Consider the following 12406-nt stretch of genomic DNA (forward strand, 5'->3'; position numbering starts at 1 on the left):
CCTTGGAATGAAGAGCTTTCGTGCGCCGTTGGCGCCCGAGTTACTTTCTCTTTGGCCACGCAAAGAGAAAGTGACTCGGCTGCCGTAGGCAGACGAAAGCTCTTCGCTCTGAATGCAGGGACAAGCAACAGCATCGCCCGCGAGCGGGCTCCTACAACGAGCCCGCGATGTGGCCGCCGCAAGCAACGAAAGCCCTTTGCCCTGAAAACAGCAAGCGCAGGGAACTGCCGAGCCCACTCTCGTCAAATACGTCAGCGCCCACCAAAAAACGTGGCGAGCGCCTTCACGACACGCTCGATGCCATCATCATCCACATCGAGATGCGTCACCAGGCGCAGCGTGGGCAGGTAGCCGATGCTGATGCGAATGCCGGCTTCGCGCAGATGGGCGTCCAGTTCGCGCAGGCGTTCGGCGGGCACGTCGACGAACACCATGTTGGTGTACTGGCCGAGCAGGTCGATGCCGGCGATCTCGCGCAGGCAGCCGGCCAGGTAGGCCGCACGGCGATGGTCGTCGGCCAGCCGCGCCACGTGATGGTCCAGCGCATACTGGCCGGCCGCGGCGAGTATGCCGGCCTGGCGCCAGCCGCCGCCGGCGACCTTGCGCCAGCGGCGCGCCTTGTCGACCAGCGCGTGCGAACCCACCAGCACCGAGCCGACAGGTGCGCCCAGCCCCTTGGACAGGCACACCGACACGGTATCGAAATGCCGCGCGATCGCGCGCGCCGGCACGCCGCAGGCCACCGCGGCGTTGTACAACCGCGCGCCATCCAGGTGCAGGCCGAGTCCGCGCGCACGCGCCACGTCGTGGGCAGCCTTGAGGTAATCCAGCGGCAGCGTGCGGCCGTGCCAGGTGTTCTCCAGCGCCAGCACGCGGGTACGCGCGAAATGCGGATCGACCGGCTTGATCGCCGCCTCGATGCGCTCGAGCGGCAGCGTGCCGTCGGCCGCCTGCACGATTGGCTGCGGCTGGATCGAGCCCAGCACCGCGGCGCCGCCACCCTCGAACTTGTAGGTGTGCGCGTCCATGCCGACCAGGTATTCGTCGCCGCGCTCGCAATGCGCCAGCAGCGCCAGCAGGTTGGACTGGGTGCCGCTGGGCACGAACAGGCCGGCGTCGAAACCGAGCTCGTCGGCCAGCCGCTGCTGCAGCGCGTTGACCGTGGGATCCTCGCCGTAGACGTCGTCGCCGACCTCGGCCGCCAGCATCGCCGCGCGCATCGCGGCGGTGGGACGGGTCACCGTGTCGCTGCGCAGATCAACCCATTCCACGATGCACTCCTCGATTCCCGGCAAAGGCGGCCAGCTTGGCCGCATCGCGCGTCCCGGACAAGTCCCCGGCGCCTCAGCCGAGGCGGCGGAAGTACAGCCACGCGGCGAGAGCCAGGACCATGGCCGGCAGCAGGTTCGCCAGCAGCGGCGGCATGCCGTACACGGTGCCGAAATTCACCATCGCCTGCTGCAGGAAATACCAGCCGAGCGCCAGCAGGATGCCGATGAACATGCGCTTGCCCAGGCCACCCGAACGCAACGCGCCGAACGCGAACGGCATCGCGCACAGCACCAGCACCAGCACGTTGAGCGGATACAGCGCACGCCGCCAGAACGCCACCGCGTAGCTGCCGGGGCTCTGGCCGTTGCCTTCCAGGTAGTCCATGTTGCGGCGCAGGTCGCGCATCGAGAGGTATTGCGGCTGGATCACCGACTGCGCCAGCACCTGCGGGTTGAGGCTGGATTGCCACGGCAGGCTGGCGTCGGTGCTGGCATGCGTGCCCTGCGCATCGAGCGTGGTAGTGCGCACGTCACGCAGCACCCATTGCCGGCCGTCGTGTTCGCCGATCCTGGCCCAGCGGAAGCGGCTGACCTGGCCGTCGGCGGTGAAGGTGAAGATGCGCACGTCGCTCAGCTGCACCGTGCCCACGCCGTCGCGCTGCTTCAGCGAGGTGCCGCGGGCGTTGATGATGTCGTCGCCGTCGCGCGCCCACAGCCCGCTGCTGGTGCCCATGCCAAGGCTGCCGGTCTTCGCGCGCAGCTGCATCGTCTGCGCCTGCTGGTCACCCCACGGCGCCAGCGTCTCGCCCATCACCACCACGGCGACGATCAGCACCGCGACCACGCCCACCGCGGAGCCGGCGATGCGCAGCCGCGACATGCCGGCCGCACGCAGCGCGGTGAGCTCGCCGGTGCCGGCCAGCCCGCCCAGGCCGAGCAGGCCGCCGATCAGCGCCGCGTTGCCGAACATCTCGTAGGCACGGCGGGGGAACGTCACCAGCACGTAGACCACCGCGTTGTTCAGCGTGTAGCCGTGCCTGCCGACGTTGCCGAGCTGGCGCAGCAGCTGGGTGACCGCGTCGAAGCCGGTCAGCACCAGCCAGACCATCAACAGCGAGCCGAGCACGCTCATCGCCACCAGCCGGTCGACCCGCTTGAGGTTGAACACCGTCATGCCGGCATGCCCGCCCGCAACTGCCTGGACTGGCGCGGAGCGTACTGCCGCCACAGCATCCAGCCGGCCAGCGCCAGCACCAGCGCATGCAGGATCCACAGCGGGGCCTCGCCATGCCAGTGGCCCTTGCCGATCTGCGCGCGACCCAGCGCCAGCAACGTGTAGTAGAGGTAGAACGCGACCACCGCCAGCAGCAGCCGGCCGTACTTCGGCTCGCGCGGGCTCTGCCGCGACAGCGGCAATGCCAGCAGCAGCAGCACCAGGGTCAGCGGCGGCGCGTTGGCGCGCCAGGCGAACTCGGCGCGGTCGCCCGGGTCGGTCGACTTGAACAGGGTCCAGCTGCCCTTCGAGTGCGACGGATCGTCGTCCTCGTCGCCCTTCACGCTGGACAGCGAGGTGTCGTTGCGCTGGTAGCGCATCTGCCGCCAGTTGTTCGCGCCGAGCGGGATGTCGTATTGCCAGCCGTCCTTGAACGCGATGAAGCGGCCGTCGCCGTTGCTTTCCTGGTACAGCTCGCCGCTGGCGGCGCTGACCACCTTCACGTGCAGCGTGCCGTCCTTGCTGCTGCTCTGGGTGGCCACGAAGGTACGCCCCAGCTTGCTGCCGTCGCGGCTGAGGCTCTCGACGAAGATGATGCCGCCCTTGCCCGGCAGCTCGGTGAAGCGCCCCGCATCCAGGCCGGCGGCGATCACCGAGCGGTTGGCCTCGATCACCAGCGCATCGCTGGTACGCACCGCCCACGGCCCCAGCCACAGCGAAACCAGCGCGGTGATCGCCACCAGCACCGCGCCGAGGATCAGCACCGGCCGCAGCAGCCCGCCCGGTCCCATGCCGGAAGACGACAGCACGTGCATCTCGCTCTCGCGGTACATCCGGCCCAGCCCCATCAGCACGCCGACGAAACTGGCCAGCGGCATCATGTTGGTCAGCCCGTCGAGCGTGCGCAGCCCCAGCACCTGGAACATCACGCTGGCCGGGAAGCTGCCGTTGGCGACCTGCTGCAGCACCTTGGCAAACGCGCTGCCGGCGACGATCACCAGCAGCACGACCACGGTGGCGGCCACGGTCTGCGCCAGCTCGCGCAGGAAATAGCGGTCGAGGATGCTCAGCATGCGATAAACTTGTTCGCTTGTCCGGCCCGGCGGCGATCGCCGGCAAGCCGCCAGTCTAGCCTGTCCGGCCGCAAGCCGGGCCCACGCAGGAACGTCCCGATGACCCTTCAGTTCAGCCTCGGCACCGCCGCCCCCGCCACCGTCGACAGCGCCTGCGTGCTGGTCGGCGTCTACGAGCAAGGCGTGCTGACCAGTGCCGCGGCCCAGCTGGACAGCGCTGCCGGCGGAGCGATCAAGCGCCAGGTGGAGAGCGGCGACATCAGCGGCAAGGCGGGCTCCACCACCGTGCTGTTCGCGCCGGCCGGCATCGCCGCACAGCGCGTGCTGGTGGTCGGCCTGGGCGCGCAGAAATCGTTCGACGCGGCGCGCTTCCAGAAGGTGAACATCGAGGCCACCCGTGCACTGGCCCGGCTGCCGGTGGCGAACGCGGTGTCCTGCCTCACCGAGGTGGACGTGCCCGGCCGCGACGGCGCCTGGCGCGTGCGCACCGCCGCGCTGGCCTGCGACCATGCCGCCTACCGCTACACCGCCACCTTCAAGCCGCGCGACAAGAACAAGCAGCCGGAACTGGCCGCGCTCACCTTCGCCGCAGGCGCCGATGCGCAGGGCGGCCTCGACCAGGCGGTAGCCATCGCCGAGGGCGTGCGCTTCGCCCGCGAGCTGGCCAACCTGCCGCCGAACATCTGCAACCCGGCCTACATCGCAGCGCAGGCCCAGGCCTTCGCCGATGCGCAGGACAAGGTCAGCTGCACCGTGCTCGACGAAGCAGGGATGGAAAAGCTCGGCTTCGGCTCGCTGCTGGCGGTGGCCCGCGGCTCGGTCAACAAGCCGCGCCTGATCGCGCTCGAGTACAAGGGCGGCAATGAGGGCGACAAGCCGTACGCGCTCGTCGGCAAGGGCGTCACCTTCGATTCCGGCGGCATCAGCCTGAAGCCCGGCGCCGGCATGGAGGAGATGAAGTTCGACATGGGCGGCGCCGCCGGCGTGCTCGGCGCGTTCGTGGCCGCGGTGAAGATGGGCCTGAAACTCAACCTGGTCTGCGTGGTGCCGGCCGTGGAGAACATGCCCGACGGCGACAGCTACCGCCCCAGCGACGTGCTGACCAGCCTGTCCGGCCTCACCATCGAAGTGCTCAACACCGACGCGGAAGGCCGGCTGATCCTGTGCGACGCGCTGACGTATACCGCGCAGACGTACCAGCCACAGGCGCTGATCGACGCCGCCACCCTGACCGGCGCCTGCGTGATCGCGCTGGGCAAGCACGCCAGCGGCCTGATGAGCAAGCACGACGACCTCGCCGCCGAACTGCTCGCCGCCGGCGAGGAAACGCTGGACCGCGCCTGGCGCCTGCCGCTGTGGGACGACTACCAGGCGCAGCTCGACTCCGGCTTCGCCGACGTCGCCAACATCGGCGGCAAGAGCGCCGGCGCGATCACCGCCGGCTGCTTCCTGTCGCGCTTCACCGACGGCCAGCGCTGGGCCCACCTGGACATCGCCGGCACCGCCTGGGAGGAAGGCCGCAAGGGCATGGCCACCGGCCGCCCGGTGGCGTTGCTGGCGCAGTGGCTTATTGACCGGAGCGAGAAGTGAGTGACGAGAAGTGAGGAGTGAGGGATGAGAGTTTGAGGCATCATGCCCACTGCTCTTCTCTCGCTCCTCTCTCCTCTCCACTCACTCCTGCCTTATGCGCGCCGACTTCTACCTGATCGACAAGCCGCGCTTCCGCGAACAGCCGCTGCTGCTGGCGTGCGAGCTGGCGAAGAAGGCATTCGAGTCGCGGCAGCCGACCCTGGTGCTGACCCGCGACTTCGCCCAGGCCGAGGCCCTCGACGAACTGCTGTGGGCGTTCGACGACGACGCGATGATCCCGCACCAGCTGGCCGGCGACGACGATGACGACGACACCGCCGTGCTGATCGTGCCGCCGGGCATCGACACGGCCGACCGACCGCTGGTGATCAACCTGCGCGAAACCTGCGCCGCCGGCCGCTACCAGCGCGTGCTGGAGGTGGTGGCCGCCGACCCGGCCGAGCGCGACGGCTCGCGCGCGCGCTGGCGCGAATACCAGCGGCTCGGTTTCGAGCTGCACAAGTTCGACATGTAGCTCATGCCGGCAGCGGCGCGTCCGCGCCGCCCAGCACGCGCGCCAGCGCATCGGCCAGCCGTTCGCCGCTGACCGGCTTGCGCAGGAAGCCGTCCATCCCCGCCGCCCGCGCCTTCGCCTCGTCCTCGCTGCCCGAGCGCGCCGTCACCGCCACGATCGGCAGGTGCTGCCCCGCGTGCTCGCGCTGGCGGATCAGCCGCGCCACCTGGAACCCGTCCACCCCGGGCAGGTCCAGGTCCAGCAGCACCGCATCGAACCCCGCATGCGCCAGCTCGGCCAGCGCCGCCAGCCCGTTCACCACGTGCACCACCGTGTGCCCCTCGCGCTCCAGCAGCCCGCGGATCACCGTCGCCACGATGGTGTCGTCCTCCACCAGCAGCAGCTGGCACGGCCGACCCGGCGCCCACGCCACCGGCGCCGTCGACGCCGGCACCGCCAGCGGCAGCCGCACCCGGAACGTGCTGCCGTGCGCCAGGCGCGACTCCAGCTCGATGCTGCCGCCCATCATCTCCACCAGCTCGCGGCAGATCGCCAGACCCAGCCCGCTGCCGACCCGCCGCTGTGGCCCCTCGGCCTGCTCGAAGCGCTGGAACAGCCGTGCCTGGCTCGCCTCCGGGATGCCCGGCCCGGTGTCGCTCACGCTGAGCAGCAGGCCCTCGTCCGTGCGCTGCGCCCGCAGCGTCACCTTGCCGTGCTCGGTGAACTTCAGCGCGTTGCTGGCCAGGTTCAGCAGGATCTGCTTGATCCGCAGCGCGTCGCCGAGCAGTTGCGCCGGCAGGTCCTCGGCCATCTCCAGCACGAAGCGGATGCCCTTGGCATGCGCCAGCCCCTGCTCCAGCTGCACCACGTCCTCCAGCAGCTGGCGCGGCTCGAACGGCGCCGGCTCCAGCTCCAGCTTGCCCGCCTCGATCCGCGCCAGGTCCAGCGCGTCGTTGAGCAGCTTCAGCAACATCCCCCCGGAGCGCTGCATCGCCTTGGTGTAGTCGTGCTGCTGCGGGTCCAGCGGCGTGCTCAGCAGCAGCTCCGCCATCCCCATCACCCCGGTCATCGGCGTGCGGATCTCGTGGCTCAGCGTGGCCAGGAACTGGGTCTTCGCCGCGCTCGCCGCCTCCGCCAGCTGCCGCTGCTGCTCGACCAGCTGCATGTGGTGCCGCTGCGCCAGCCGGCGCCGCCAGCTGCGCAGCACCAGCCCCGCCAGCACGGCCAGCAGCAGCACGTAGATCGCCCACGCCCACCAGCGCAGCCACGGCGGCGAGTCCACGTGGATCGACAGCGGCCGGGCCAGCTTCACCCACATACCGTCCGCTCCCGCCGCCATCACCTCCAGCGTGTAGTTGCCCGCGCCCAACCCGGTGAAATCGCGCTCGCCATGGTTGCCGGTATTCACCCACGCGGTATCGAAGCCGTGCAGGCGGAAACGATAGCGGTTGGCGGCGGGGTCGACGAACGAACTCAAGCGCACTTCGACGCGCAACCCACGGTCACTCCACGCCAGCTGGACCGATCCTGCCCGAACCGGCAACTCGCGGACGGCACCCGCATGGCGCACGCTTGCACCGGTAATCACCACCCCTGCCGGGCGGGCTGTTGCCGGCGCGCGATCCGGCTGAAAGCCGAAGACACCGCCCAGACTCGCAACATAGATCGTGCCATCCGGTGTGACGGCCGGTGAGTCGCCACGGACTTCGCCATTGACCAAGCCATTGCGCAGGCCGAACGATTTCAACTCGCCACTGTGCGGATCGAACCTCCACAAACCATTCTTGCAGAACAGCCAGAATCGCCCCTGACGATCGACATGCATGGCGATCAGCACCATCGAAGGCCAGCTCGACGGAATCGGAACCAACTGGTCGCGCACCACTTTGCCGGCATCCAGCCGGTAATGCTCGAACATCTTGTTGCGCGCTGCCCAGAACCCGTCCATCGTGAATTCGAGTGCATAGATGTAGCCCTCGTCCGACAAGCCCGCGATCGGCTCGAGTTCGTTGCGCACGGCATTCCACCGGAACAACCGCCCTTGATCGGCGTACCAGCCTAGGCTGTTGTAGGGCGTCAATCGATTGCCCACAAAACCGGTGTCATCAGCGGATGCAACAGGTTTGGTATCGACCGCGAGCGTATCGGGGTCGATACGGAAAAGCCCGTCGCGGATCGACACCAGATATATCTGGCGATCCGGACCCATCGTCAGTCGACGTGGATGCGCGACCCGGGATGCGGCCAAATCCACTTCAACCAACTTGCCGTCGGCATACCGGTAGACGCCTCCCTCGCTGACAATCCACAAGCGCCGGCGCGCATCCTCCGCCATGTCCAGCACGTTCCCCTGCAAGCCGGAGATCGCATGCTGGACGTCACCGGTAATAGGATCGAGCTTGTCGACAAGACCATGTCCACCCACCCACAACCGACCATCGAAACTCGCCAGCACCGCCGTCGCCGCGTTGCCGCGCAAGCTGTGGGAGTCGTCAGGAACATGAGTGAACCGGGTGAACTGGTTCCAGCCGGGTGCGAGGTAGGCGATGCCGCCGTCCCCCATGACGAACCACAGGCCGCCCTCGCTGTCGCACAGCGATTGCCACACCTGCTGCGCGGGAAGGCTGCCAAGCAGGAGCGGCTGACCGGAGATGGCGTGGATCTGCGAGCCGCCATCGTCCAGATACAGTCCATTGCGCGTGGTGATCCACAGATGCCCGGCCTGGTCTACGGTGCTGCTGTACACGTCGATGGACGGAATCTGCCCGGGCGCATACATCCACGCCTTGCCATCCGCACCCACCCGTAACAGGCCGCCGCGTACTGCGATCCGCACATCGTCGCCACCGCCCTGGATCCGCCACACCTTCAGCGCCTGCAGGCGTGGGTCGATCGGTACCTGACGGATGCTGCCGTCCACCTCGCGCACAAACACGCCAAGGCTGGAGCCGATCCACAGTTTTCCGTCCGGTTCGGCCAGCAAGGCACGCACGGCGCCGAACCCTTCATCCGGATTCTTACCCAAAGGATTGCGCACATGCTCGAAATGCCGACCATCGGGAAGCAGGCGATCGAGCCCGGCATCCGTAGCCACCCATAGACCACCGTCCGGCGTTTGCGTTATCGACCATACGTTGTCGCTGGCCAGGCTTCGTGGATCCACCGGATCATGACGCCAATGCCGGAAGCCACCGCTCTCCCGTTCGTGACGATTGAGCCCCGAACCGAACCCTCCCACCCACAGCTGGTTGTCGCGATCCGCGAACAGGCTGTACACCGAACCCTCGGGCAACGACGCCGGGTCGTCCGAGTGATGGCTGAAAGTCTGGAAATCGACGCCGTCATAGCGCACCAGGTCGACGCCAACACCGAACCACATGAGGCCTTGCTTGTCCTGCACCACGGAATAGACCGTACTGCCGGGCAGTCCGTCCGCGGTCTGATAACGCCGGAACTGCGGCGTCGGCAACGGGCCGGCGGCCCGGGCGCCGGATGCCGCCGGCGCGGCGAAGGCATGGCCCGGTGCGGACACGAACACGCCCAGGACCACGCCCAGCAGCCAAGCGGACAACCTCGATCCGTTCCCCATCCAGTCCCCCGCGAACCGGTGCCGCAACCCCCGCACCGGCTTCGGCCGCAGCCATGCCACCCACGCACGATAGTGCCAAAACCCCGACCCGGGCGCGAGCCAGGCCTCTTGCAAGGGCAGCCGCACGAAGCTGGCTAGAATGCGCGGATGTCCCGACGCCTGCGATTGCTGTTCACCGCGCTGGCCATGGCCGCGCTGTTGTGGCTGCTGTTCGCCGCCGCCGAACGGGCGCTGGCGCTGGCGCAGCGCTTTCTGGATCTGCCGACGTGGCTGCAGTGGACGCTGGGCGGCGTACTGCTGGTCTTCGCCGCGGCCGGCTTGAACGTGCTGTGGTGGCTGCTGCGTCCGCGCCGCAAGCGGCGCCCGCTGCCGGTACCCGATCGCGGCAGCCTGGAACAGCGCATCGGCCAGCTACGCGAACGCGGCGCCGACACCGGCGCGCTGGCGGCCGAACTCGGCGAGCTCGACCGCCGCCGCGCCAGCGCGCGCGTCTACGTGGCGCTGTTCGGCGAAATCTCCACCGGCAAGTCCAGTCTGGTCCGTGCACTGGCGCCGCAGGCGCAGGTCGCCAGCGACGTGCGCGGCGGCACCACCCGCACCGTCGACCACTACGACGGCCGGCTGCCGGACGGCCGCACACTGGTGCTGGCCGACGTGCCGGGCAGCCGCGAGGCCGGCGGCGAGGCGCACGAAACGCTGGCGCGCGAGGAAGCGCTGCGCGCGCATGCCGTGGTCTACCTGTGCGCCGGCGACCTCAACCGCAGCCAGGCCGAGGAACTGCGCTGGCTGGCCGACTTCGGCAAGCCGCTGCTGCTGGTGCTGAACAAGGCCGACCAGTGGAGCGAGGCCGAACGCGACCAGTTGCTGGCGCGCCTGCGCCGGCACGCGCGCGGTGTCGCCAGCGCGGTGCTGGCGATCAGCGCCGGCGGCAGCGAGCGCTACCGACGCCAGCTCGCCGACGGCAGCACCGAGTCGGTCGAGCGCCAGCGCAAGCCCGCAATCGAGCCGCTGCTGCAGTCACTCGAACGGCTCACCGCGTCCGGCGCCGAAGGCCTGGAGGATTTGCGCGAGAACGCCGTGCTGGCCGGCCTGCACCAGCGCACCGGCACGCTGGAGGCGCAAACCCGCGCAACGGAAGCCGAACGCATCGTGCGCAAATACGCCCGCCGCGCCATCGTCGGCGCACTGGCCGCGGTGGCGCCAGGCAGCGACCTGGTGATCCAGGGCGTGCTCGCCACCGGCCTCACCCGCGCGCTGGCCGAGCTGTACGGCGTGAAGGTCAGCGAGGTGCAGATCGAGGATTTCGTGCAGCAGGCCCGGCTCACCCTGCGCACCGGCAGCTCGATCGTGCTGGCCGTCGCCGGCAACGCGATGAAAGCCTTCCCCGGCCTCGGCACGCTGGGCGGCGGCGTGCTGCATGCATTCGCCTACGCGCTGATCTTCGACTCGATGGGCCGCGCCCTCGCCGCCTCGCTGGCCGAACGCCACAGCCTCGACCAGGACGACGCCGGCGAACGCCTCAAGGAACTGCTCGCCGATGCCGGCGGCACGCGGCTGCGCCAGCTGGCCGCGCTGACGATGGAAGCGGTGCGCGAGCGCGCGGACTAACTTGAACTGGTTCTAAGAGCAGAGCTTTCGTCCACCTACGGTGGACGAGTTACTTTCTCTTTGCGTGGCCAAAGAGAAAGATAACCAAAGAGAAAGGCCACCCCGCTTACGCGCCTTGCGGGCATCCTGCCCGCAAGGTTCGCGGCTGGGCTACGGGGTTTGTCGACAGGGCATCCTGCCCTGACGCCAAACTGGCCGGCATCCCTGCCGGCCACCCTGCGGGCTTTTCCTCCACCCGCCCGCCGCTCCAGAGGGGGCCCGAGTAGAGCAGCGGGCCATCGTGGCCCGCACTCGGTGTAAAGCCGAGAAGCAACAGCAACAACAGACCTTCGCTCTGTCGATGTTTTGCTACGGCTTTGCGGTTGACTTGGCTGTTGACCTGGCTCTTCTGAAGAGTGCGGGCCACGATGGCCCGCTGCTCTACCGGGGGCCCCTGTGCGGCGGTGAGGGACGGACGACAGGCCCGCAGGGGGATCGGCAGGGATGCCGATCCTTTTTCGCCCGGACAGGAGTCCGGTCGAAAAACCCGGCCGGCCCTCACGGACTTGCCGGGCAGGAGCCCGGCAAGCGCCAAGCGGGGTGGCCTTCTCTTTTGGTTACTTTTCTCTTGGCCACGCAAGAGAAGAGTAACTCGGGCGCCGTAGGCGCACGAAAGCTCTTCGCTTCTGACTTCTCGCTAGCCACACCAAACAGCACCGTGCGGTGACCGCAGGAATCTCCAACAAGCATCCTGAAACTACGGTATCCCGGCAAAAGCGGCGCGCAGCCAGTCATGCATCAGGCGGTAGCTGCGCGCGGCGGCGCGCTCGTCGTAGCGGCAGCCGGGAGAGTTTTCGCCGACCTCGGTGAAGCAGTGCACCGCGTGGCCGATCACCACGAACTGCCAGTCGGCGGGGCTCATGCGCATCTCATCCATGAACTTGTCCGCGTCCGGCATGGTGCCCTTGTCGTCGGCGCCGTTCATCGCCAGCACGCGCGCCTTGATGTGTTTCGCCAGTGCCGGGTTGTCGGTATCGAGGCCGCCGTGGAACGACACCACCGCGGCGACGTCGGCGCCGCTGCGGGCCAGGTCGAGCACCGCCGAGCCGCCGAAGCAGAAGCCGATCGCGGCCAGCTTCGACGCGTCGAGCGGGGTGCTCGCGGCCTGCGTCTTGAGCTGGTCCAGCGCCGTGTTGATCCGCTTGCGCATCAGCGCGCGATCGCCGTACAGCGGTTTCACCGCGGCCTGTGCCTGCGACGCGTTGCCCGGCTGCGGGCGCACGCCGGCACCGTACATGTCGGTGAGCAGGATCACGTAATCCTTGCCGGCGATCATCTCGGCCTTCTTTACGGCCACGTCGTTGATGCCATACCAGTTCGGCACCATCACCAGGCCCGGGCGCTTCGCGCTCGAGGCATCGTCGTAGACCAGCACGCTATGGAAGCGGGTGCCGTCCTGCGTCCATTCGACCGGGCGATGCACCATCTTCGCCTGGGCGGCAAGGCTCGAACCGGCGAGCAACAGCAGACAGCAGAGTCGGGCGATACGCATGATCGATCCTCCAGTGGAGTTGCTTCCCTCCCGTGCAT

The 12406-nt window shown here is 68.6% G+C and carries 8 protein-coding genes; 3 read left to right on the forward strand and 5 right to left on the reverse strand.

Going from position 1 to position 12406, the window contains the following annotated elements; all coding sequences use genetic code 11:
• Nucleotides 1-251 precede the first annotated feature (251 nt).
• The 3 genes from ltaE to lptF form a co-directional block, all read right to left on the reverse strand.
• Nucleotides 252-1271 carry a low-specificity L-threonine aldolase gene (gene ltaE / locus AC3WRN_RS00795; protein ID WP_492621493.1) on the reverse strand — a complete coding sequence of 340 codons (1020 nt, stop codon included), beginning with the start codon at nt 1269-1271 and terminating at the stop codon, nt 252-254.
• A gap of 73 nt (nt 1272-1344) precedes the next feature.
• On the reverse strand, nt 1345-2445 hold the full coding sequence (lptG, locus tag AC3WRN_RS00800) for an LPS export ABC transporter permease LptG (RefSeq protein WP_068090267.1): 1101 nt from the start codon (nt 2443-2445) through the stop codon (nt 1345-1347).
• A complete protein-coding gene (gene lptF, locus AC3WRN_RS00805) occupies nt 2442-3557 on the reverse strand; it encodes an LPS export ABC transporter permease LptF (RefSeq protein ID WP_492621494.1) in 1116 nt (371 codons plus the stop codon). The genes lptG and lptF overlap by 4 nt, the downstream gene beginning before the upstream one ends.
• Nucleotides 3558-3656: 99 nt before the next feature.
• Between lptF and AC3WRN_RS00810 the strand changes: the two genes are divergently transcribed.
• Both AC3WRN_RS00810 and AC3WRN_RS00815 read left to right on the forward strand, forming a co-directional pair.
• On the forward strand, nt 3657-5147 hold the full coding sequence (locus AC3WRN_RS00810) for a leucyl aminopeptidase (RefSeq protein WP_492621495.1): 1491 nt from the start codon (nt 3657-3659) through the stop codon (nt 5145-5147).
• A 94-nt stretch (nt 5148-5241) separates the two neighbouring features.
• On the forward strand, nt 5242-5661 hold the full coding sequence (locus AC3WRN_RS00815) for a DNA polymerase III subunit chi (RefSeq protein ID WP_492621496.1): 420 nt from the start codon (nt 5242-5244) through the stop codon (nt 5659-5661).
• Nucleotide 5662: 1 nt separating this feature from the next.
• Here AC3WRN_RS00815 and AC3WRN_RS00820 read toward each other — a convergent pair whose 3' ends face one another.
• The gene (locus AC3WRN_RS00820; RefSeq protein ID WP_492621743.1) at nt 5663-9229 is read right to left on the reverse strand and encodes a two-component regulator propeller domain-containing protein; all 3567 of its coding nucleotides are present in this window, start codon (nt 9227-9229) and stop codon (nt 5663-5665) included.
• A 147-nt stretch (nt 9230-9376) separates the two neighbouring features.
• Here AC3WRN_RS00820 and AC3WRN_RS00825 point away from each other — a divergent pair, with 147 nt between their 5' ends.
• Nucleotides 9377-10837 carry a GTPase gene (locus tag AC3WRN_RS00825; protein WP_492621497.1) on the forward strand — a complete coding sequence of 487 codons (1461 nt, stop codon included), beginning with the start codon at nt 9377-9379 and terminating at the stop codon, nt 10835-10837.
• A 736-nt stretch (nt 10838-11573) separates the two neighbouring features.
• Here AC3WRN_RS00825 and AC3WRN_RS00830 read toward each other — a convergent pair.
• Nucleotides 11574-12368, reverse strand: a complete 795-nt coding sequence (locus AC3WRN_RS00830; RefSeq protein ID WP_492621498.1) for a dienelactone hydrolase family protein — start codon at nt 12366-12368, stop codon at nt 11574-11576.
• Between the last annotated feature and the right edge of the window lie 38 nt (nt 12369-12406).

The sequence above is a fragment of the Rhodanobacter sp. FW101-FHT13A11 genome, assembly GCF_058790335.1.